Origin of the sequence: Diaphorobacter caeni (assembly GCF_015354245.1) — a bacterium.
Taxonomy (GTDB): Bacteria; Pseudomonadota; Gammaproteobacteria; order Burkholderiales; family Burkholderiaceae_C; genus Diaphorobacter_A; species Diaphorobacter_A caeni.
Map to the genome: position 1 here is coordinate 248,822 of NZ_JADKYZ010000005.1, position 22,229 is coordinate 271,050.

Below are 22,229 nucleotides of genomic sequence, written 5' to 3' on the forward strand. Positions count from 1 at the left end.
GAGATGACCCAAGCTGTTGTTGAACTTCTGGCCAAGGACCTGAACGCGCAAGGCGGTGTGTACTGCCCCAATCCCAAGGCCGACATGAAGCTTTGGAATTCGCACCCCAAGGTCTATCTCGATGTCGCCCATCACGGCGAAGGCAAGTGCCCATACTGCGGCACGGTGTATCGCCTGAAAGCGGGCGAAGTGGTCAGCGCCGGCCACTGATCTCGCGGCGTTCGCGGATTGATCGTTCTGCAGGGATCAGCGTCCGCCGCGCCGTCGAGGCATTCGACGCGCGCAGCGGGTGCTTGCCGTCATGGCTGTGAATTGACGTTTGCACGCTTGGCGACGGCCCCCGCTTGTGGGACAAACTGCGTTCTGCATCCACTGCGGTACAACACGAGTCCTTCATCTTGACATTTGCTTCTGGAAATCTGGCCGCGCTGTCGTGGCCGGTCCGGCTGAATTCAGCCGCCGCGTTCGCCGTTCCCGGCCTCGCGCTCTGGCTGTCGTCCGGCTATTCCTATGGCGCGGTGCTGCTGTTGGTGGGCGCCATCTTCTCGCTCAAGCGCTGGGTGCTCGCGCCGCAGCGCTCGCTCACCTGGTGGTTTGCGGTCTGCATGTTCGCCATGGCGCTGCTGTGGGTGGCGCTGGCCGATCCGGCCGAGCGAATGGGGCAGTGGGACCGTCCGTCCAAATTCATTCTCGCGATTCCGTGTCTGCTCTACGCGACGGTGTTTCCGCCGCGTCCCCGGGCGTTCGTCTGGGGGCTGATCGTCGGCTGCATCGGTGCGGGGGCCATTGCCATCTGGCAGGTCCATGGCCTTGGCGAGTGGCGTGCCACCGGCCGCACCAACGCCATTCAATACGGCAATCTGGCGCTGCTGCTGGCCGTGCTGCTTGCGGTGTTCCTGGCGGCCATCCACAAGCAGCTGCACTGGGGCGAGAAGATTCTGGCCGTGGTCGCCATCGTCGCGGGGCTCGATGCCTCGGTGCTGTCCGCCTCGCGCGGCGGCTGGCTGGCGGTGCTGGTGGTGCTGCCGTTCGGCCTGGGGCTGCTGTACCGCTACCGCGCTCGGCTGTTCTGGCGCGTGGTGGTGGGGCTGATGATCGCGGTCGGGCTGATGTCGGTGATCAACCGCGAGATGCTGAGCGCGCGCTGGGACGAGATGACCTCGGAGATCAAGGTCTATGACACCAAGCGCGACGCCAACACCTCGGTGGGCCAGCGCCTTGAGCACTGGCGCTTCGCCATCGACGCCGGCATGGAAAAGCCGCTGCTTGGCTGGGGCGTGGCGGGCTATACCACCGAGAAGCAAAAGCGCGTGGCCGAGGGCCATTACCAGTCGGCCATCGTCGAATACAAGTTCGTGCACAACGAGGTGCTCGACGTGTTCGTGAAGACCGGCTTCGTCGGCACGGGCGTGTTGCTGTGGTTCTATCTGCTGCCGATCTGGATGTTCTGGCCCACGCGCGAGCGCATGGCCATGCTGGATGCCGGCGGCAATCCGCCGCTCAGGCGCATGGTGCTGGCGGTGCGCATGTGCGGCGTCGCCGTGCCTGTGCTGTTCATCGGCTTCGGTTTCACGCAGGTGTTCTTCGCCCACAACAGCGGCATCATGTTCTATCTGTTCAGCCTGATCCTGCTGTGGTCCATGCTGATCGGACTGGAACGCACGGCGCGAGGAGAGCCGGCCGCCAAGGATTGAGAGCGTGTGGACGATCTCCACACGGTCTTGCAGGCGCGGGCTCGGGCGGTTTGCGTCTTGCAACTCATCCCGATCCACATCCTGCAAGCCTCGCGCTGAGATCGCAAACACGCTCTGAAAGACTCCGGCGCTGCGTCTGGGGCGTCGCGGGGCTTCCTTTACACTCGCTGCCATGTCAAAGTTCACGGATGCCCGCCCACCGTCTGAGCCCACGGATCGCGCATCCGGGCGGCCGCGGGTGCTGCATTTCGTCACGGGCGGCTTCTCGGGTGCGACGCAGGTCGCCCTCGATCTCGTGCGCGGTCACCTTGCGGGCACACAGTTCGAGCCGCTGCTGGTGCTCAGGCGCAAGCCGCAGACCGAACAGGCACGCGTGGATGCGCTCGTCGCCGAAGGCATTCCCGTGGAGCTGGTCGCGGGCTGGGCGCATCTCGCCACCGTTCGGCAGCTCGTGAAGGTCTGCGAGCGCTTCCAACCCGACATTCTGGTCGCCCACGGCTTCAGCGAGCATCTCTGGGGTCGCTACGCGGGTCTGCTCGCGAAGGTGCCGCATCTCGTGCATGTCGAGCACAACTCGCGCGAGCGCTATACATGGTCGCGCACCAGGCAGATGCTGTGGCTGTCGCAGCGCACCGACGCCATCGTCGGCTGCTCCGAGGGCGTCAAGCAGGTGCTGCTCGGCAAGGGCACGCCCGCCGACCGCACGCTCGCCATCTCCAACGGCATCCGCACCGAGCCCTTCGCCACGGCACCCACGCATCCTTGGCGCGAACGCGTTCCCGGCATCGTCATGGCCGCACGCTTTGCGCGGCAGAAGGACCACTCCACGCTGCTCCAAGCCATCGCGTTGCTGAAAACGCGTGGCCTTGCGCCTCCCGTCAAGCTCGCGGGCGGCGGCAAGGCCAGCGCGCAGAAGGCAGCGCGCAAGCTCAGCGCGGAACTCGGGCTCGACGATCAGGTGGAGTTTCTGGGTCACCACAAGAATGTCCCCGGCCTGCTCATGGCACACCGGATCTGCCTGCTCTCCACGCATTACGAAGGCATGCCGCTGTCGCTCATCGAAGGTATGGCGGCCGGCTGTACGGCCATCGGCACGCGCGCGCCGGGCGTGCAGGAGGTGATCGAGCACGACCGCAACGGCCTGCTGGTCGAGCACGAGAGCGCCGAGTCGCTCGCCGATGCCTTGCAGCGCGTGCTGACCCAGCCCGAAGTCGGCGAGCGCCTTGCGCTTCAGGGACGCGAAGACGCCACCACGCGCTACACGCTCGAGCGCATGATCTCGCGCTACGAAGCACTGTTCTCACGGATCATGGCGGGGCAGCGCGGCACTCAGGATTTTTCGCAGATATGACGCAGCAGCAACTTCACCCCCAACCGCAACCCCCGTCGATCCCGTCGATTCCGTCGCCATGGCTCAGCGTGCTGGTGCCGGCCTACAACGTCGAGCCCTATCTCGAAGAGTGCCTCGCATCGGTGATGGAGCAGACCGCGAATCTGCCGGGCGTGGAGGTGCTGGTGTGCAACGACTGCTCGACCGACGGCACCGGCGCGCTCATGCGGCGGCTCGCTGCACGCTGGCCGGGGCGGTGCACGCTGATGGAGAACGAGCGCAACCGGGGCCTGAGCGCGACACGCAATGCGATGCTGGATGTGGCGCGCGGCGAGCATCTTTGGTTTCTCGATTCCGATGACAAGATCCTGCCGGGCAGCATGGCGGCGCTGCACGGTATCATCACGGCACATTCGCCCGACGTGGTGCTCTGCGACTTCGCGGTCTGGCGCGAGCAGCCCAGGCTCAAGCACCGCCTGCGCGGAGAGCGCCATCGCCGCACCTTCGCGGGCGCGGCGCGCATGCTGTTGACGGACCGCTGCGGCGCGCTCGTCGACGTGCTGATGCCCGGTGAACTGCACGCCTGGTCCAAGATCACGCGGCGTACGCTGTGGGGGCGCGACCTGCATTTTCCCGTCGGGCAATGCTATGAGGACATGACCAGCATGCCGCTCGTGATGCTGCGCGCCGCGAGCTTTTACTACGCCGACGAGCCGTGGATCGCCTACCGCCAGCGCAGCACCAGCGTGCTGGCCAATCCGAATCTGAGCAAGGCGCTGGACCAGTCGATGGCGCTCAAGGAATTCCATCTCGCGCTGCAGGCCAGCGGCTGCGCGAATCACGCGGGCTTGCAGTTGGCGCTTGCGCATCAGAACGCGCGCAATTTCATCGGCTCGATGCGCTTCGTGGACGCCATGGACGAGGCCAACCCGCAAAAGCGCGACGCCATTCGGCGCATCCGGGCGAATTTTCTGGCCGCGTCGCCACTCTCGCCGGAAGCACTGTGCAAGGCCTATGGCGCGCGCGGATGGTGGCTGCGCAGAGCCAAGCTCCGGCGCTGGCTGAAGGTGAGCGAGGCCGCATGAGCCAGCCGCCGAAAATGGCCTCGCGCGACAAGGGCGAGCTGCTGCTGGCCCGCCTGATCTATGGCTGGGAGCGCCTGCGCAACAAGCCGGTGCGCGACCATGTCGCCAAGCCGTTCGAGCGGATCGAGATTCCGTTCGCCTCGGGAGACAGGCCTGCGCCGAACACTCAGGGCATTCCCCGCATCATCTGGGCCTTCTGGACCGGTGCCTCCCGACCCGAGCTCATCGAGCGCTGCTTTGCCAACTGGCACAGCATGTGCCCGCAGTTCGACATCCGTATCCTCGACGAAGAAAGCGTGCTGCAGTATCTGGACGCCATACCGCCGTCGCTGCAGCAGGCGAGCGCACCTAAGCGCGCCGACTGGGTGCGCGCCGAACTGCTCAAGCGCCATGGCGGCATCTGGCTCGACGCGAGCACGATTCTCACTACCTCCCTCGATTGGGTGATCGACGAACAGGCCCGCACAGAGAGCGACTACGTGGGCTTTTATCTCGATCAGTTCACTGCGGACGCTGCCTATCCCGTGGTCGAAAACTGGTTCATGGCCGCGCCGCCCGCCAGCCCGTTCATCGTCGATCTGCAGGACGAATTCACCACGCGCGTGGTTCCCGGCAGCAACGATGCCTACATTGCGACGCTGCGGGAAGAGGGCGTCTACGACCAACTGCGCCAGCGCATCTTTTCGCCCGAATATCTGACCATGCACCTCGCCATCCAGTACGTGATGCGCAAGCGCGGCGGTTACCGACTGGCGCTTGCGCGTGCGGAGGACGGCCCGTTTTATTACCATGTGGCAGCGCGCTGGAGCCGAGGTCTCTTCAAGGTGCTGCTCATGATGCGCCCCAGAGCCAGGGTGATGCCGACCATGGTCAAACTGCGCAAGCCCGACCGCAAGCGGCTGGACCTGTACGCGCAGCATCGACTGGTGCGCCCCGACAGCATTTTGGGTCACTATCTGGGCCTTTGACGTCACGTCAGAAGAGACACATACACACCATGATCCATCGCCGCAAATCAGCATTTGAAAAATGGTTCTCCTTCTCGCGTCACCGTCGGCGTTTCGGTGCGGATGAGCATGTGCAGCAACTCGACGCGCAGGGCTTCGAGAAACTGCGCGAGAGCATCATCCAGAGTGAGGGCGAAGACGCGAAATACGCGCACGGCGCATCGGTCAACCTCGACGAACACTTGGCCAAGGTGCGTCGCGAATTCATCGGCCAGTCCGAACTGCTGTATCAGCACGCCATGCTCATCGTGCTGATCCGCCGCGAGGCCGACGTGGCCGCGAACTACGACCGCTTCAAGCGCATGTGGATGGCCGAGCGCGACTTTCTGAGCGGGCATCTCGACATGCGCTGGCTGCTCTCCGCCTGCGACACGTTCATCGACCTCGACACCGACCCGGTTCTGCGCGCCATCGCGATGAACGGCCCGCTGCTCGCCAACACGGTCAAGCTCGGCGAGACGGAGCGCTTCATTCTGGGCGTCAACGGCGAAACACCCGACAGGCAGGCCGCTCTCGACGAACTATGGACGCATCGGGTCGGGCTGTTCGATGGCGTCTCGGGTTTCATTCCGGGGACCGACGACACCTTGCGCAACATGCGGTGGCGGCTGGAGGATGTGTGCAAGCTGCATCCTCTTGGTGCGGTGGTGATGGAGATTTTTGACCGGTTGCAGCGGGATGCCAATGAGAACGTGTATTTGCGGTTCAAGAAGCGGCATACGCGGGAGAAGACGCGGTGGTGGGATTAGGGGCTTTGTCGGGGAGGGCGTCCCGACTGACGCTTTTTGTCGAATTTTTTGCCTTTGCTCTTTGGTTTAGGGCGGAGGCCGGGACTGCCCCCGGCGGGGCAATCACTTTTTGCTTGCGCGCAAAAAGTAATCAAAAACGCGCTTTTCAATACCTCCGGCGGAACTCGCTTTGCGCTGCGCGCTCCGCTCGGACAACCGCCGGAAGTCAGACTGGAAGAGGTGGTTGCGGCACATCGCTTCGCTTGTGCCGGGGTGTTTGTGGAGTTGGGTTGGGTGACCCATGCCCGCTGCTCTTTTGAACGACGTTGATCCCGCAAGCAAATCAAAAATCCCGCAGCGCTAGCACCCCAACATCTCGCGAAGTCGCGAGATGCCCGGCACGAGCGAAGCGAAGTGCCGAACACACCTCTTATGAAAACTCTAGCTCGCGGCGGTTGTCCGAGCGGCGCGCGCAGCGCAAAGCGAGTTCTGCCGCGGGTATTGAAAAACGCATTTTTGGTGCCTTTTTGGGCAAGACCAAAAAGGTACTCCGCCGCCGGGCGGAACTCCCGGCCTCTGAAATCAAAGCCCCGACAACACCAAGCCAAGCAAAAGAATTCAGCGATGCGGCGATTCAGCGATGAAGCAAATCAGCGCCCAAGCAACGCAGCCCGCAGCTCATCAACAAGAACCCCCACCAATTCCGAGGCGGGAAGAACACGCGCCGCCCCCACCCCCTGCCCAGCCCACAAAGAAAGATAATCCGCCCGCCCCGCAGCACCGCAAGCCTTGCGCAATGCCCCCGTCAGCGCGTTCTGCACGGGGTAGTCGGGAACCGCGTCTTCAAAGTCAGCAAGCCGCGACATCAGCGGGTTGACGATGCCCCGCGCATACCGCCCGGAGATCGTTCGGGTGCAGCGTGTGTCCACTGCCGTGGCCTGCGCCATCGCGTCGCGGTAGGCTGCACCGATGCCTGATTCGGGGCAGGCGAGGAACGCCGTGCCCATCTGCACGGCTTGCGCGCCGAGTGTCAGGGAGGCGGCGATGCTGCGGCCGTTCATGATGCCGCCGGCCGCGATCACGGGGATGGTCGTCAGCCTGGCCGCGCATTCGGCGACGAGGGGCAGGGTGCCGATCATGCTGGACTGGAAGTCGCCGAGAAAGGTGCCGCGATGGCCGCCGGCTTCCATGCCGGACGCGACCACCGCGTCGGCGCCGACGTTCTGCCAGGCTTCGGCTTCGGCGACTGTGGTGGCCGTGCCGATCACGTAGCTGCCGGCGGCGTGCAGGCGCTCGACCTGGGGCCTGGAAAGGATGCCGAAAGTGAAGCTCGCGACGGCGGGTTTTTGTGCGATGAGGGCTTCGAGCTGGGCGTCGAAGTCTTCGCACCATTGCGCGGGCACGCTGGGGGTGAGGCCGAATTCGGCGTACAGCGGCGCGAGGCGGTCCATGGCCTGCTTCACGATGGCAGGGTCGGGCGTGGGCGTCTTCTGCACGAAGAGGTTCATGCCGAACGGGCGGTCCGTGGCCTGGCGCACCGCGTTGGCGGCTTCTTCCATGGCGGCGGGGGAGCGCATGCCGCAGCCGAGCATGCCGAGCGCTCCGGCCTTGGACACCGCTGCGGCAAGCGCCGGGGTGTCGGAGCCTGTCATCGGGCCCTGAATGATCGGGTGCTCGAGGTTCAGGCGCTTGGTCAGCAGCAGCGACGGGGTGGATGTTGCGGTCATGGAAAAACGCTCCTTGAAATCATGAATGCGGGTTCAGGGCATGGGCGCTGGCCAGAAGCTGCGTCTTCAGCGCGGTGAAGGCCGGCGTGTCGTAGCCCTGCCTCGTGACCAGCATGGTCGTGCAGTGCGCGAGCGGCACCCATTGCAGCGCGGGCGGGGTGCGCAGCTGTTCGAGCAGCGCCTTGGGCACGACGCCCGCGCAGCTGCCGGCGGCCACGCAGGCGAGGATCGCGGGATAGGAGGCCAGTTCCATCACCTGCGGCTGCTGGCGTGGGTTCTTTTGGTGGCCGCTGCGCATCCAGTCCTCGCCGATCTGGCGGTAGGTGCAGCCTCTGGTGAACGCGGCGATCGTGTGCAGCTGCAGATCCTCGGGCGATGCGACGGGCGGGTGCGTGCCGGGCAGGGCGAGCAGCAGAGACTCGTCGTAGACCGGCGTGCGATCCAGCGCCAGCGCGTCGGCGTCGATGTCCGGCGGCGGCCAGGCGACGAGGGCGGCGTCGATCTCGTGCGCGAGCAGTTGCTCGATCAGCTGGCGCGACGGCGCGGTGCGCAGCTCCAGCCGCAGATCGGGCCAGGCGGCATGCAATTGGGCGAGGGGCTGAGGCAGGCGCACGAGCGAAGTGCTCTCCATCGCGCCGAGCCGCAGCCGCCCCGTGGGGTGCTCGGGCGCGACGGCCTGGCGCGCCTCCTCGGCCAGCGCGAGCAGCTTTTGTGCATAGCCGAGCAGGGTCTCCCCGGCGGGCGTGAGCAGCATGCGCCGTCCCTCGCGCAGGAACAGCGCCGTGCCCAGTTGCTCCTCCAGCTGCTGGATGCGCGTGGTGACGTTGGATTGCACGCGCCCCAGCCGCTCGGCGGCCCGGGTGACACTGTGCTCCTCGGCCACGACGCAGAAGATCTCAAGCGCAAGCAGGTCCATGGTGTGCCCGTGAATGCAATGGGGTTGGCAAAGAAAATCCTTTTATGAGATGATTTTGGAAATTTTAATCTCGAAACGAGATTTAAACAAAATTCAAATGAAGGCCATTCCCTTGAACCCCTTGGATAACGCGACCGTCGACACCTCCGCCGTCCGGCCCAGTGGTTCGATGAAGCCATGGCCCATCGCCTTCGCAGGCATGGCCTGCCTCGCGATCGCCATGGGCATCGGCCGCTTCGCATTCACGCCGCTGCTGCCGATGATGCTGCACGACGGCACCCTTACGCTCGCCCAAGGCAGCTGGCTTGCCACCGCCAATTACCTCGGCTACCTTGCGGGCGCGCTCTTCGGCATGGCCCTGCCGTGGCTCGCGCCGCGCGCCTACGCCGTGCTCCACCCGGCGGTGCTCGCCAAGCTCGGCATCGCCTTCACGGCGATCTTCACCGTCGCCATGGCGCTGCCCGTGGTCTCGCCCACCCTGTGGACCGCGCTGCGGTTCGGCGCGGGCGTCTGCAGCGCGATCACGCTGCTCGGCATCGCCTCGTGGTGCATGGTGCGGCTGGCCGCGCTCGGCCGTCCCGAACTCGCCGCGCTGATCTTCGCGGGGCCCGGCCTCGGCATCCTGCTGACCGGCGTCATCGCCAGCGGCATGGTTGCCCTGCATTGGAAAGCCACCAGCGGCTGGCTGCTCTTCGCCGTGCTCGCCCTGCTGCTGTGCATCCCCATCTGGCCCCGGATCGCAGGCCGCGCGGCGCTGCCCAAGCCAGAAGGCGCAGCCCAGGCCGCCAGCCAGAGCACCCCGTCAGAGCCCGCAGCGCCTATTCCTGCCCGCGTGCTGCATGCGCTTGCCTATGGCCTCGCCGGCCTCGGCTACATCGTCTCCGCCACGTTTCTGCCCGTCATCGCCCGCACCGTGCTCCCCGGCAACTCCATCTGGGCCGACCTGTTCTGGCCCATCGCAGGTCTGGGAGCCGTCGTCGGCACGGTCCTGAGCACCCGCGCCAAACCCCAATGGGACCGCCGCTGGCTGCTCATCGTCGCCTACCTCGTGCAGGCCAGCGGCATCGCGCTGGGCCTGCTTTTGCCCACCACATTCGGATTCGCTCTGGGCAGCGTGCTCCTCGGCCTGCCATTCACCGTGATCACCTTCTTCGGCCTGCAGGAAGCCAGAAGACTCTGGCCGACATCGGCGGACAGCTTCGTGGCCCTCGTCAGCGTGCTCTACGGACTGGGCCAGATCGCAGGCCCGCCCCTGGTGAGCTGGCTGCTGCACCACACGGACAGCGGAAAGGGTTTTGAACACGGCCTGGCACTTGCGGCGATGTCGCTCGTCATGGGCGCAGCCATGTATGCCGCATCGATGTGGCTTTGGCCAAGGCACGAGCGCAGCAAAGTGCCGAACACCCCTCCCCCCAACTGACTTCCGGCGGTTGTCCGAGCGGAGCGCGTAGCGCGAAGTCGAGTTCCGCCGGAGGACTTCCAAGCGCATTTTTGATTACTTTTTGGGCAAGACCAAAAAGTGATTGCCCCGCCGGGGGCAGTCCCGGCCTCCGCCCTCAACGACAAAACAAAAGCAAAAAATCAAACCAGCCCCACAGGCAGCCGCAACACAAAACAAGCCCCCGACGCACCGTCGGCCCGCCCCTCGCAATGCACGCTCCCATGGTGCCGCTCGGCAATAGAGCGCACCAGAGCCAACCCCAACCCCACCCCACCAGATCGCTCACTCGCCCCAGGCAGGCGGTAGAACGGCTCGAAGATCCGCTCCCGCTGATCTACAGGCACTCCCGGCCCATGATCGCTCACGCGAATCACCGCGTGATCTCCCTCGCGAGAGAGGTCCAGCGTGATCTCACCGAGGCTGTAGCGGCGCGCGTTTTCCAGCAGATTGCGCACCGCGCGGCGCAGGAGTTTGGAGATGCCCTGCACGTCAAGATCCGTGGCCGCCAGTCCGTCGGTGTGCGCGTTGAGTTCGGCATCGACGCGCATGCATTCCTCGGCCGACAGGCCCAGCAGATCGACCGGCTCCAGCGTGCCGATGTTGGTGGCGCCCGCGTCGAGGCGGCTGGCCAGCAGGATCTCGTCGACGAGCTGGTCGAGCTCGGTGATGTTGCGAAGGATCTCGGCGCGCGAGGCGGGCGAGGGCACGCCGTCCTGCATCAGCTCCATGCCCATGCGGATGCGGGTGAGCGGCGAGCGCAGCTCGTGCGAGGCGTTGGCGAGCAGCGACTTGTGCGAATCCACCAGCGTCTCGATGCGCGAGGCGGCGGCGTTGAACTGACGCGCCAGATCGGCCACCTCGTCATGTCCCTGCGTGCGCACCCGCACCTTGAGATCGCCCTCGCCAAAGCGCTTGACGCTGCGCTGCAGGTTCTCGAGCCGCTGCAGCAGTTTGCGGATGATGGGGAACACCCCGATGGTGACGGCAATGCCCACGGCCGCGAGCATCCAGATGAACCCGAACGGCGGGCGCAGCCAGAACGCGACGTCGCGTGGCGGGCCGCCGCGTCCGTCGGGTCGTGGCCCGCGTGCGGACAGCTGCATCTGCAGCTTGTCGCCCGACTCGGTCTCGATGCTGTAATCCGACGGCTCGCCGGGCTCGCGCCGCTCGCGCGTGGCCAGGCCCTGCAGCACCGGCTTGCCGCTGGCGTCCGTGATCACGATCTCGCGCGCTGGTGGCTGCTGCAGGTTCTGCGCGTTGTGCTCCGCCGCCCAGCGCCACGCCAGGCCCACCGCGAAAGCGAAGACCAGCACGCCGCCGACCACCGCGAGCCAGATGCGCAGATAGAGCCGACGGGAGAACGGGCTGATCAGCGACATGGCAAACAATCAATCCTGCTGTTTGGCGAAAACGTAGCCCACGCCGCGCACCGTCAGAATGCGGCGCGGATTCTTGGGGTCGGCCTCGATGGCCGCGCGGATGCGGCCCATGTGCACGTCGATGGAGCGGTCGAACGCCTCGAGCTCGCGGCCGCGCACGGCCTCCATGATCTGGTCGCGCGTGAGCACCCGGCCCGCGCGTTCGGCGATCGTCACCAGCAGATCGAACTGGTAGGAGGTCAGGTCGGCGAGCTGGCCGTTCACGGTCACGGTGCGCGCGTCGCGGTCGATCTCGAGCGAGCCGAAACGCAGCGAGGTCGTCGCCGGTTGCGTGCCGGTCTCGCGGCGGCGCAGGATGGCGCGGATGCGCGCGAGCAGCTCGCGCGGCTCGAAGGGCTTGGGCAGATAGTCGTCGGCGCCGATCTCGAGGCCGATCACGCGGTCCATCGGGTCGCCCTTGGCGGTCAGCATCAGCACCGGCACCTGCGACGCGGGCGCGGGCAGGGCGCGGATGCGGCGGCAGATCTCGAGGCCGTCCATGTCGGGCAGCATCAGGTCGAGAATCACCAGATCGGGCAGCGCGCCCGCGTCCGGCCCCGTCAGCTGCGCCAGGCCGCTCGTGCCGTCGCCGCAGTGCGTGACTTGCAGGCCGGACTGGCCCAGATACTCGCTCACCATCTGGGCGAGCCGGGCGTCATCTTCGATCATCAGCAGGTTGTGAGGCATGGCTTGTGTTGTTCTTGGGGTTCGGGGAGATTCGGTCTGCAAGGACTGCAGCGATACGTGAACTGATGGAAATGGTGCATGAGGAGTGCTGCGCCTGTTCACGGTTTCCGTAAAGAAAGGTAAAGCACTCCTGGTCCGTCATTTCTCAGCCGGCGGGGTGTGAGGGATCACTCGCCCGCGATGTCCGTGGATGTGAAGCGCTCTTCTTCACATGACCGGCCGCCCACACCAGCAGCAGCACGGGCAGGCCCAGCGCCGCCGTGCTGACGAAGAAGTTGGCGTAGCCGTGCGCGTTCACGTAGTCGCCCGAGAAGCCCGCAATGAACTTGGGCAGCAGCAGCATGAGCGAGGAAAACAGCGCGTACTGCGAGGCCGAGTAGCTGATGTTGGTGAGGCTCGACAGGTAGCCCACGAACGCGGCCGAGGCGATGCCAGAGGCGAGGTTGTCGGCCGAGACCACGGCGATCAACGCGGGCACGCTGTGGCCGTAGCCCGCGAGCCAGGCGAACAGCAGGTTGGTGAAGGCGCTGAGGATCGCGCCGAGCATGAGGATGCGCATCACGCCGAAACGCATCGACAGGCTGCCGCCGACGAAGGCGCCGACCAGCGTCATGATCACGCCGTAGACCTTGGTGACGGTGGCCACTTCTTCCTTGGTGAAACCGGTGTCCACGTAGAACGGATTGGCCATGATGCCCATGACCACGTCGCTGATGCGGTAGACCGCGATCAGCGCGAGGATCACGGCGGCGTGCCATTTGTAGCGGCGAAAGAAATCCGCGAACGGCTCGATCAGCGTGCTCTGCAGCCATTCGGCGGCGTTGCGGGCGGGGGGCAGTTCCACCCGCTTGGGCTCGGGCGAGAACAGCACCGTGACGATGCCCGCCAGCATGGAGGCGGCCATCACGAGGTAGGCGGTCTGCCAGGCATCGTTCTGGTAGCTGCCCGCCGCGCCCGCGAGTTCGGCGCGCGCGGCCAGCCACAGCACGCCCGCGCCGGACCAGATCATCGCGAGGCGGTAGCCGGTCTGGTAGCTCGCGGCGAGCGCGGGCTGCTCCTTTTCGGGCGCGGATTCGATGCGGTAGGCATCGAGCGCGATGTCCTGCGTGGCCGAGGCGAAAGCGGTGAGCAGCGCCCACACCACCATCGGCTGCAGGGCGGTCTGCGGATTGGCCAGCGCCATGCCCGCGAGGCCGCACATCACGCCGATCTGCGCGAGCAGCAGCCAGCTGCGCCGCCGCCCGAGCGCGCGGGTGAGGCCCGGCAGCGGCACGCGGTCGACGATGGGCGCCCAGATCCATTTGAAGCCGTAGGCCAGGCCCACCCAGCTCAGGTGCCCGATGGTGCCCCGGTCAATGCCCGCCTCGCGCAGGCGAAACGACAGGGTGCCGAGCACCAGCATCAGCGGCAGCCCGGCAGCAAACCCGAGCGAGAGCATGCGCAGGCTCTCGGGCTGCAGATAGACCAGCAGCGATTCGCGCCACGGGCGTTTGGAAGGGGCATCGGAGAGGGTGGAGTCGGACATGCAGGGGTCTTTGGAGCGGCCGCGCGAAGGCGCATGCAAAAGCGAATGCGCACATTATGCGGACAGTCCCCCGGCACTGGCGCTACCATGCGCTCCATGGCCCACCCTGCCCACAGCTTCGCTGCGCTCACCCAGCCCGTCGCGTCGATCCGCCAATACAGCGGCGAACACACGGCGCACGCGCACGACCATGCGCAGGTGCTCTACGCGCTGCACGGCCGCATGGAGCTGGAGGTGGCGGGGCGCGCGGCCTTTGTCGACACGGCCTGCGGCATGGTCGTGCCGGCGGGCGTGGAACACGGCTTTCTCGCCGCGCCCGGCGCGCGGCTGGTGGTGATCGATGCGCCGGATTCGGGAAGCACCGGGCGCACGCGCCGCTTTTCCGTGCCGGCACGTTTGCGCGGCAGGCCGCCGGCGCTCGAGGCGGACGCGAGCGCGCATCTGGCGGCGCTGCTCGATGCCCCGCGCGTGCTCTCGCGCCGCGAACTGGATCTGCAGACCGTCAGCCTGCAGGTGACGAGCAGCCTGCACGAGGACTGGAACACCCGCCGCATGGCCGCGCTGGTGCATCTGAGTCCGCAGCGCTTTCATGTGCGCTGGCAGGAGCTGACCGGCCGGACGCCCCAGCAATGGCTGCGCGATCTGCGGCTGGATGCGGCGCAGACGGCACTCGCTCGCGGCGAATCGCTGGAGAACACCGCGCTGCGACTGGGCTACCGTAGCGCCAGCGCGCTGGCGTTCGCGCTGCGCCGCGACAGAAACGTCGGCGCGCGCGATCTGCGCAAGGGCTGACTCCAGCACGCAGCGCAAGCGTTTCTCGACAATTGCGCGCCGCGCAAACGGCAAGATGGGCGCATGACGCAATCCGCCACAGCTTCTTCCTCCACCACGCCCGCCCGTCCGCATTCCGCTGGACATGTCTCGTCGCTGCTCGGCGTCGCGCTGGTGTCCGCCGCTTCGCTGCTCTGGGGAACGACCGGCACGGTGCAGAGCCTGGGCGCGGGCGGGTTGTCACCGTTCTGGGTGGGGGCGGCGCAGTTGGCGGTGGCGAGCGTGTTCTTTGCACTGGTGCTGGTTGTGTCGAGACAACGCATCGCGAGCCGGGGGCTGCCGCTGCTGCCCGCGCCATCGCGCATGGGCCTCAAAGTCGGCTGGTTCGTGATCGCCTCGGCGGGCGTCGCGGGCTACAGCATCAGCTTTTACGCAGGCGTGAAGCTCGCGGGCGTGGCGGTGGGCACGGCCGTGGCGATCGGCAGCAGCCCCATCTGGGCCGGGCTGATCCAGGCGCTGGTGCTGCGCACGCCGCTGTCGGGCCTGTGGTGGCTGGGCACGGCGGTGAGCGTGGGCGGCGGCGTGGCGATGGTGCTGAGCAAGGGCGGCGCGGCGACGGCCGGGATCTCGTGGTTCGGCCTGCTTTTGTGTCTGCTCGCGGGGCTGTCGTACGCGAGCTATGCGCTCGTCAACAAGCGGCTCGTGGCGCACGCGCCCACGCAGCTGGTCAACTTCTATGTGTTCACCGGCGCGGCGATGCTGGCCGTTCCTGCCGCGCTGCTGCTGGCCGGGCCGCCGGTGCTGAGCGCCGCGTCGCTGCTGGTGATCGTCTATCTGGGACTGGTGGTGTCGGGCGTGGCCTATGTGCTGTTCTCGAATGGCCTGCGCGGCATCTCGGGGCCGACCGGAGTGACGCTCACGCTCATCGAGCCCGTGGCCGCATTTCTGTTGGCGGTATGGGTGGTGGGCGAGCACCAGCCGCTGGTGTCGTGGCTGGGGCTGCTGGCGGTGCTGATGGGGCTCGTCGTGGTGATCCGTGCCGAGCTGCTGGCGGTGCGCGCCGACAGGAAAAACTGAAGCCGCGCGGGTAGACTGCGCGCATGTTCGTTCGCCGCCGTTGCCAACTGCCATGAAACACACCGTCTTCACCTCCTGCTCCTGCGCCATGCCCCATGGTTCGCTGTGGAGTGCGCGCCGCGCCTTTCTGCTCACGGCAGCCGCAGCGAGCGCGTCGCCGGTGCTCGCACAGGTCGATGTGGGCGATGCGTCGTCCATGCGCAAGCTCGTGCCTGCCGAGACGCTGGAGAGCGCGGCCACGCAGCAGTACGACGAGATGCTCGCGCAGGCCAAGGCCAAGAGGGCGCTTGCGGGGCCTGACAACCCGCAGCTGGTGCGACTGCACGGCATCGCCAGGCAGCTGATTCCGTTCACCTATCCGTGGAACGAGCGGGCCAAGGGCTGGAAGTGGGAGGTCAACCTCATCGGCAGCAAGCAGATCAACGCCTTCTGCATGCCCGGCGGCAAGATCGCATTCTTCACCGGCATCCTCGACCAGCTCAAGCTGACCGACGCCGAGGTCGCCATGGTCATGGGCCACGAGATGGCGCACGCGCTGCGCGAGCATTCCCGCGCGCGCCTGGCCAAGACCCAGGCCACCAACATCGGCATCTCGCTGGGCGCTGCGCTGCTCGGTCTGGGCGACGTGGGACGCGCGGCAGCGGGGCTCGGCTCGCAGCTGCTCACGCTGAAGTTCAGCCGCTCCGACGAGACCGACGCCGACCTCGTCGGCCTCGAGCTTGCCGCCCGCGCAGGCTACGACCCGCAGGCCTCCATCACGCTCTGGGAAAAGATGGGCAAGGCGACCGGCCAGCAAGGCATGCAGTTCCTCTCCACCCACCCGAGCGGCCCGAACCGCATCAAGGAACTCAGGGAAAACGTCGCGCGCGTGCAGGGCCTGTACGACGCGGCCCGGCGCGGACAGAAGTAGTCCGGCGCTTCAGAGCGCAAACACGCTCTCAGGTGTTGCCGACGTAGGGGTTGGTTTTGCGTTCGCGGCCAAAGGTGCTCTCCGGTCCGTGTCCCGGAATGAACACCGTCTGATCGCCCATCGGCCACAGGCGTTGCGTGATCGAGTCGATCAGCTGCTGGTGGTTGCCCTTGGGAAAATCCGTGCGCCCGATGCTGCCCGCGAACAGCACATCGCCGACGAAGGCGCGGTCGATCTGCGGCGCGTGGAACACCACATGGCCGGGCGTGTGGCCGGGGCAGTGGCGCACGTTGAGCGTCTCGTTGCCGATCTGCACCGTGTCGCCGTCATGCAGCCAGCGCGTGGGAGTGAACGGCAGCGCGGGCGGAAAGCCGAACATCTGGCTTTGCTGCGGCAGGCCGTCGATCCAGAACTGGTCGCCTTCCTCGGGCCCGATGATCGGCAGCCCGAGCTTCTGCGACAGCTCGCCCGTGCCGCCCGCATGGTCGATGTGCGCATGCGTGAGCCACAGCGCCTTGAGGTTCAGGCCGAGCTTGTCCACTTCGGCGAGCAGCACATCGAGATCGCCTCCGGGGTCGACGATGGCGGCGTCCTTGGTGACATCGCACCAGACGATGGACGAATTCTGCTGGAACTGGGTGACGGGGACGGTGAGGTACTGAAGCATGGGGCGAGCGGGTCAAATGGGCCTCGAATGGGCCCGATGTGGGGAATCGGATGCAATTTTTCGCAAGTGCCGCCAATGTATCCAACTTTTGAATCGACGTGTCTTCTGGCACATCGGGGCTCATCGTGCATTGCTGCATATAAATTTCCTAACTAATCAAGTAAGGAATAGCCATGACGATAAGTAAATGTTCACTGGCTGCCTATACTTTGCTCTGATTCGTCTTGCAAAAGACCAAAGCGTGGCGGACGGCCTTGCCTTTGTGTTGTCGGCGTGTGAGCTGACGCAAACCGGTTGTCGTTATCACCTGCTTTTTGACTCCTGAGCGTGCAGAACGCTCGGGAACCCATAGTCATCTAGCGATGTGAAACGCCAGCATCCTGCTGTGCGCGCGCGCATTGCTTCAAGGAGCTGGAACCGTGTCCAAACTGGACTTCAATCGACGCAGTTTTCTGAAAGCCGCTGCGGCCATGGGCGTGATCGCCAGCGTGCGCCCGGTCAAAGATGCGCTCGCCGAACTCATCACCCCCGCCGGTGGCCAGGAAACCCACTGGATCAGCGGCAGCAAACTCAACTACCGTCGCGACGGCCTGGCCAAGGTCATGGGACAAAAGGTCTTTGCCATCGACCTGCGCGCCAAGGACATGCAGGGATGGCCCGAGCAGCAGTCCTACGCGCTGACGATCCACCTCCCGCGCGCCGACCGCATCTACGAAGGTCTGGATCTCTCCGTGCTGGGCGAGGACTTCAAGCCCGACGTGCTGCTGGACGCGCAAAGCATTGCCGCCGACGGGCTGCGCATGCCCGATCCGGGCTTCTACGGCGAATTCTTCGTCAAGAAGGGCGAGCTCTCGCCGATGCTGGGCCACCCGGTCGCCATCGGCATCTGGCACGACTACGAGAAATTCCGCGTCGCCAACAAGCGCTTGCGCTTCAACGACGCGATCTTCCGTTTCGGCGCGGAGATGGCGCAGCCCGCCCGCGCCCCCTACGTGGCGGCGCGCTACGTGCGCGTGCAGGGCGACGACGCCTATGGCGAAGACAAGTTCTCGCCCATGAAGCAAACCGTCGTCTGGCCGCCCGTCGATGAAAAGGGCGTGCACTGGCCTGACGCATCGCACCCGGCGTTCGGCGCGCTGATGGGCGAATCGGCCCGCATCCAGTCCGAGATGAAAGAGCCGGGAGAAGGGCTGCGCGCCTTCGCCCGCAAGTACTACAGCCAGTCCATCGAACACATGGCGATGGAGATGGAAAACGGTCTGGCCTGGTACGACCGCACGACCGGCGAGCTGCACATGGTGGGCGCTGCGCAGGCCCCGTACGGCACGGCCGAGCATGTGATGCACATGGTCAAGGACAGCCGTCTGCCGCTCAACAAGCTGGACTACATCAGCTCCTACACCGTGGGCTACGGTCAGAAGGAGCACCAGCCCTTCCCGTTCTACGTGGCGCTGGCGTCGCTGTACGCCGAGGGCCGTCCGGTGCGCCTTGCGCTCGATCGCTGGAAGCATTTCCAGTTCGCGCTCAAGCGCCATCCGTTCGATGTGGAAACCGCCATCTCGGTGGACAAGGAAGGCAAGTTCCAGTCGCTGACCTGCCACATGGTGGGCGACGGCGGCGGGGTGACCAACTTCAGCCCCTCCGTGGGCACCGTGGCCGTCACGGCGGCGCAGTCCATCTACTACTTCCCGCAGAGCGATCTGTCGGTGGTGGTCAACCCGAGCGTGGGCGTGACCTCGGGCTCCATGCGCGGCTACGGCTCGGTGCAGTCCATGGCCTATACCGAGATGCTGGTCGATGAGATCGCTGCGGAAATCGGTCTGGACGCGATCGAGCTGCGCCGCCGCAACGTGCTCAAGAGCAGCATGAAGAACACCCAGGGCGCGTCGCCCTCGGGGCATCTGCGCATCGGCGAGATTCTGGACATCGCCGCCAAGGACCCGCTGTGGACCGAGCGCGAAAAGCGCAAGGCCGACTACGAGGCGGCCAACCCCGGCATGCGGTACGGCGTCGGTTTCGGTGCGGTGCAAAAGGACTTCGGCACGGGTGCCGAGGCCTCGATCGCCGAGCTGGAGATCACGCCGGAAGGCCGCCTCAAGATGCGCCACATCGCCAACGAAATCGGCACCGGCAGCACGACCTCGCAGATGGTGGCCGTCGAGCCCATACTTGGCCGCCCGGCCGACGATGTGGACTTCGCCGTCAATCACTGGGACAACATGCCGCTCGAGAGCAAGGACGAGCCCTACACCACGCCCCAGGCCAAGGAAGACGAGCTGGCACGCAATCCGTTCTGGGTGCCGCGCATGGTCTCGCCCGTGTCGGCCTCCAACTCGGCGTACTACTTCCGCCACGCCACGCAGCAGGCCGCGCAGCTGCTGCTCAAGCTGTGCCTGTGGCCGGCCGCACAGTCGATCTGGTCGAGCAAGGCGGGCGGCGGTCAGCTGCTGCCCAGCGCCACCACCGAAGACATGCTCGAATGGCGTGACGGCATGCTGGTCGCGGAAGGCATGGAGCCGCTGAGCTTCGCGCGCCTTGCTGCCCACGCGCACGAGAAGGGCATGGTCACCGGTGTGTGCGTGCACGCGTTCAACCGCTGGGCCTGGGCCAAGGCCGACTTCACCGTCGAGGGCGTGAAGTTCCAGCCGTTCATCGATGCGCTGTCGGTCAAGTACGGGCAGGGCGCAAGCGACGCCAAGAAGGCCGCGATGACGCATGGCGGCTATGCGTTCGTGCCACGCGACAAGGTCTACTTCCCGCCCGTGCAGCGCACCAATGCGGGCACCGTGTACTACGCGCCCTGCGCCACGATGGTGGAGCTGGCCGTGTCCAGCGGCACCGGCAAGGTGAACATCCTCTCGCACAAGACGTGGCTGGAATGCGGCACGCAGATCGTGCCGGAGCTGGTCTCGGGACAGATCCAGGGGGGCGTGGTCATGGGCATCGGCCACGCGCTGTATGAAGACCTGCCGCGCGACGCCACCGGTCCGGGCAATGGCCAATGGGGGCTCAACCGCTATCACGTGCCACGGGCGAGCGAAGTGGCCGTGTGGACCGCGCAAGGCAATGTGCTGCCGCCGCTGTCGCGCACCGACCCACCCAAGGGCATGGCCGAGGTGGTGATGATTCCGGTCATCGCCGCCTGCGTGAACGCCGTGGCCAACGCCACCGGCAAGCGTTTCTATGCCACCCCATTGACCCCCGAAAAAATCAGAGAGGTACTGTGATGCAGGACCAGGACCGTATTCAATTCAGCGCCACCATCAACCGCAAAAAAATCGGCCCCGTCGACGTTCCCAAGGACTTGATGATGATCGAGTTCCTGCAGGAATACGCGGGCATGAACGGCACCCGTCTGGGCTGCGGACAGGGCGTGTGCCGTGCCTGCACCATCATCGTGGACGACCCGGAGAAGGGCGCGATCACCGTGCCCGCCTGCGTGACCGGCGTCACCTGGCTCAACGGCAAGACCATCCGCACCGTGGAAGGCATCGCGTCGGTGGACGACAAGGGCGTGGTGCACCCATCGCCCGTGCAGAAGGCGTTTCTGGAGCACTACTCCTTCCAGTGCGGCTACTGCACTCCGGGCTTCGTGAACTCGGCCACCGCGCTGATGGAGCGGCTCGAAAAGCACCCCGTGCCCGCAGACGAGGTGGAGAAGGCCATCGAGGACCAGCTCGAAGCCCACATCTGCCGCTGCACCGGCTACGTGCGCTACTACCACGCCGTGCGCGACGTGATCCTGAAGACGCCGGGCCTGACCACGGGCACGCGCACCAAGGAGGTAGTCAACAATGGCTAAGCGCACCTGGATCAAAGGCCTCGGCGCGGTGGTCGTCGCGGGCATCGTGGTCGTCGGTGGCCTGTACCTGTACGGCAGCGCAAGCGGCGACATTCCACCGGCCACGGTGGACTTCGCCAAGCTCGACGCCAAGCAGTTCGACGAGCTTTATGCGCGCGGCGAACAGGTCTTTCGCGCGGGCGACTGCGCGGCCTGCCACAGCTCGCCGAAGACCGGCGCCGAACTGGCCGGCGGCGTTCCCATGGTCACCCCGATGGGCACGCTCTACGGCAGCAACATCTCGCCCTCCAAGGAACACGGCATCGGCAACTGGTCGGCCGACGACCTGTATCGCGCCGTCGCCACGGGCATCTCGCCCGGCCGCAAGGTGCTGTACCCGGCCATGCCCTACGCCAGCTACCACCAGATCACCCGTGGCGACACGGATGCGCTGTGGGTCTGGATGATGAAGCAGGCCCCGGTGGAGCTGGCCAGCAAGCCCGGCGAGATGCAGTTCCCCTTCAACATCCGCCCCGCCGTGGCGATGTGGAACGTGATCAATCGCCCGGCGGCCAAGGAGTTCGATCTTTCTTCGGGCGACGAACTGCTGCGCGGAAAGTACCTGGTGGACACGCTCGGCCACTGCGCCGAATGCCACAGCCCACGCAGCAAGCTCACCTTCGCGATGGACACTTCGCGCTATCTGGAAGGCAGCATCATCGAGGGTGCCTACGCGCCCGCGCTGACGCCCGAGGCGCTGAAGGACCGCGGCTGGAACAAGGAAGATCTCGTCAAGTTCTTCCGCACCGGCGTCGCTCCGCAAGGCGTGATGACGTTCCGTATGGCCTCGGTGCTGGATCACTCCACCTCGCGCATGGCCGAAAAGGACGTGCGTGCCATGGCCGCCTATCTGACGCAGAACCAGGACATGCCGGGCCCCAAGGTCAAGGCCGCGGAAGCCCAGATCAACGTGAAGGGCGAGAACCTGTACCTCGGCCTGTGTGCGGGCTGCCACGGCGCGCAGGGCGACGGCCAGCCGCATTCGTCCGTGCCCATGAGCACCAACACCACGGCCATGTTCCACACGCCGATCAACCTGATCCGCGTGATCCGCGAAGGCGTGGCCGAACGTGACCTGGCCCACGGCGAACGCATGCAGACCATGCCCGGCTTCGCCGACAAGCTTGGCAACGAAGACATGGCGGACCTCGTCAACTACATGCGCCAGACCTGGGGCGGCCAGCCCGGCAACGTGACGGCTGCCGACGTGGCAGACAACATCAAGACCATCGAGCACAGCAAGTAAAGCAAGTCAGGCAGCAACGCACGACTGCGCTCATCATCCCAAAGCCCCAACCGCCTTCGGCATGCCGAAGCGGTCGGGGCTTTTTTCATGCATCGCCACTGATCGTCACGCATTCGATGTCGATCTTCTCGATCACCTCGATCACCTCGATCACCTCAA

At 65.9% G+C, this 22,229-nt stretch carries 19 protein-coding genes; 13 read left to right on the plus strand and 6 right to left on the minus strand.

The features are described from left to right. Nucleotides 1–3: 3 nt before the first annotated feature. The 6 genes from ISG32_RS14380 (at nt 4) to ISG32_RS14405 (ending at nt 5,865) form a co-directional block, all read left to right on the plus strand. Nucleotides 4–210, plus strand: coding sequence for a zinc-finger domain-containing protein (locus ISG32_RS14380; RefSeq protein ID WP_166311083.1), 207 nt, complete (start codon nt 4–6; stop codon nt 208–210). A gap of 188 nt (nt 211–398) precedes the next feature. Continuing rightward, entirely contained in the window at nt 399–1,694 is a 1,296-nt protein-coding gene (locus tag ISG32_RS14385; RefSeq protein ID WP_228529825.1) for an O-antigen ligase family protein, read from the plus strand. A gap of 172 nt (nt 1,695–1,866) precedes the next feature. After that, entirely contained in the window at nt 1,867–3,045 is a 1,179-nt protein-coding gene (locus ISG32_RS14390; RefSeq protein WP_194771713.1) for a glycosyltransferase family 4 protein, read from the plus strand. Then, nucleotides 3,042–4,109: a glycosyltransferase family 2 protein gene (locus ISG32_RS14395; RefSeq protein WP_194771714.1), complete on the plus strand. Its 1,068-nt coding sequence runs from the start codon at nt 3,042–3,044 to the stop codon at nt 4,107–4,109. The genes ISG32_RS14390 and ISG32_RS14395 overlap by 4 nt, the downstream gene beginning before the upstream one ends. Beyond that, entirely contained in the window at nt 4,106–5,077 is a 972-nt protein-coding gene (locus tag ISG32_RS14400) for a glycosyltransferase family 32 protein (protein WP_194771715.1), read from the plus strand. The genes ISG32_RS14395 and ISG32_RS14400 overlap by 4 nt, the downstream gene beginning before the upstream one ends. Nucleotides 5,078–5,187: 110 nt before the next feature. Further along, the gene (locus ISG32_RS14405) at nt 5,188–5,865 is read left to right on the plus strand and encodes a hypothetical protein (protein WP_228529826.1); all 678 of its coding nucleotides are present in this window, start codon (nt 5,188–5,190) and stop codon (nt 5,863–5,865) included. A 629-nt stretch (nt 5,866–6,494) separates the two neighbouring features. Here ISG32_RS14405 and ISG32_RS14410 read toward each other — a convergent pair. Together ISG32_RS14410 and ISG32_RS14415 are read right to left on the minus strand one after the other, a co-directional pair. Beyond that, complete coding sequence (locus ISG32_RS14410; RefSeq protein WP_194771717.1) at nt 6,495–7,571, minus strand: NAD(P)H-dependent flavin oxidoreductase; 1,077 nt, start codon at nt 7,569–7,571, stop codon at nt 6,495–6,497. A 19-nt stretch (nt 7,572–7,590) separates the two neighbouring features. Beyond that, complete coding sequence (locus tag ISG32_RS14415) at nt 7,591–8,487, minus strand: LysR substrate-binding domain-containing protein (RefSeq protein ID WP_194771718.1); 897 nt, start codon at nt 8,485–8,487, stop codon at nt 7,591–7,593. A gap of 112 nt (nt 8,488–8,599) precedes the next feature. On the opposite strand from ISG32_RS14415, the gene ISG32_RS14420 reads away from it, so the two are divergent. After that, nucleotides 8,600–9,907 carry a YbfB/YjiJ family MFS transporter gene (locus ISG32_RS14420; protein WP_407645059.1) on the plus strand — a complete coding sequence of 436 codons (1,308 nt, stop codon included), beginning with the start codon at nt 8,600–8,602 and terminating at the stop codon, nt 9,905–9,907. A 161-nt stretch (nt 9,908–10,068) separates the two neighbouring features. On the opposite strand, the gene ISG32_RS14425 is transcribed toward ISG32_RS14420, so the two are convergent. The 3 genes from ISG32_RS14425 to ISG32_RS14435 all read right to left on the minus strand — a co-directional run bounded on the left by ISG32_RS14425 (nt 10,069) and on the right by ISG32_RS14435 (nt 13,558). Beyond that, a complete protein-coding gene (locus ISG32_RS14425) occupies nt 10,069–11,307 on the minus strand; it encodes an ATP-binding protein (RefSeq protein WP_194771720.1) in 1,239 nt (412 codons plus the stop codon). A 9-nt stretch (nt 11,308–11,316) separates the two neighbouring features. Continuing rightward, nucleotides 11,317–12,033: a response regulator transcription factor gene (locus ISG32_RS14430; protein ID WP_194771721.1), complete on the minus strand. Its 717-nt coding sequence runs from the start codon at nt 12,031–12,033 to the stop codon at nt 11,317–11,319. Nucleotides 12,034–12,178: 145 nt separating this feature from the next. Then, nucleotides 12,179–13,558, minus strand: coding sequence for an AmpG family muropeptide MFS transporter (locus tag ISG32_RS14435; protein ID WP_194771722.1), 1,380 nt, complete (start codon nt 13,556–13,558; stop codon nt 12,179–12,181). A gap of 96 nt (nt 13,559–13,654) precedes the next feature. On the opposite strand from ISG32_RS14435, the gene ISG32_RS14440 reads away from it, so the two are divergent. The 3 genes from ISG32_RS14440 (at nt 13,655) to ISG32_RS14450 (ending at nt 16,316) form a co-directional block, all read left to right on the plus strand. After that, on the plus strand, nt 13,655–14,350 hold the full coding sequence (locus tag ISG32_RS14440; protein ID WP_194771723.1) for a helix-turn-helix domain-containing protein: 696 nt from the start codon (nt 13,655–13,657) through the stop codon (nt 14,348–14,350). Nucleotides 14,351–14,413: 63 nt separating this feature from the next. Further along, entirely contained in the window at nt 14,414–15,406 is a 993-nt protein-coding gene (locus ISG32_RS14445; RefSeq protein ID WP_194771724.1) for a DMT family transporter, read from the plus strand. 52 nt (nt 15,407–15,458) lie between these two features. Continuing rightward, nucleotides 15,459–16,316 carry a M48 family metallopeptidase gene (locus ISG32_RS14450; RefSeq protein ID WP_194771725.1) on the plus strand — a complete coding sequence of 286 codons (858 nt, stop codon included), beginning with the start codon at nt 15,459–15,461 and terminating at the stop codon, nt 16,314–16,316. Nucleotides 16,317–16,344: 28 nt separating this feature from the next. On the opposite strand, the gene ISG32_RS14455 is transcribed toward ISG32_RS14450, so the two are convergent. Continuing rightward, nucleotides 16,345–16,983, minus strand: a complete 639-nt coding sequence (locus ISG32_RS14455; RefSeq protein WP_194771726.1) for an MBL fold metallo-hydrolase — start codon at nt 16,981–16,983, stop codon at nt 16,345–16,347. A 419-nt stretch (nt 16,984–17,402) separates the two neighbouring features. Between ISG32_RS14455 and ISG32_RS14460 the strand changes: the two genes are divergently transcribed. Genes ISG32_RS14460 through ISG32_RS14470 form a run of 3 tightly spaced genes read left to right on the plus strand, consistent with a single transcriptional unit; the run spans nt 17,403 to nt 22,070 of the window. Beyond that, nucleotides 17,403–20,210, plus strand: a complete 2,808-nt coding sequence (locus ISG32_RS14460; RefSeq protein WP_194771727.1) for a xanthine dehydrogenase family protein molybdopterin-binding subunit — start codon at nt 17,403–17,405, stop codon at nt 20,208–20,210. Then, nucleotides 20,210–20,785, plus strand: a complete 576-nt coding sequence (locus tag ISG32_RS14465; protein ID WP_194771728.1) for a (2Fe-2S)-binding protein — start codon at nt 20,210–20,212, stop codon at nt 20,783–20,785. The genes ISG32_RS14460 and ISG32_RS14465 overlap by 1 nt, the downstream gene beginning before the upstream one ends. Then, the gene (locus ISG32_RS14470) at nt 20,778–22,070 is read left to right on the plus strand and encodes a cytochrome c (RefSeq protein ID WP_194771729.1); all 1,293 of its coding nucleotides are present in this window, start codon (nt 20,778–20,780) and stop codon (nt 22,068–22,070) included. Before ISG32_RS14465 ends, ISG32_RS14470 begins: the two co-directional genes overlap by 8 nt. The last annotated feature ends 159 nt before the right edge of the window (nt 22,071–22,229 follow it).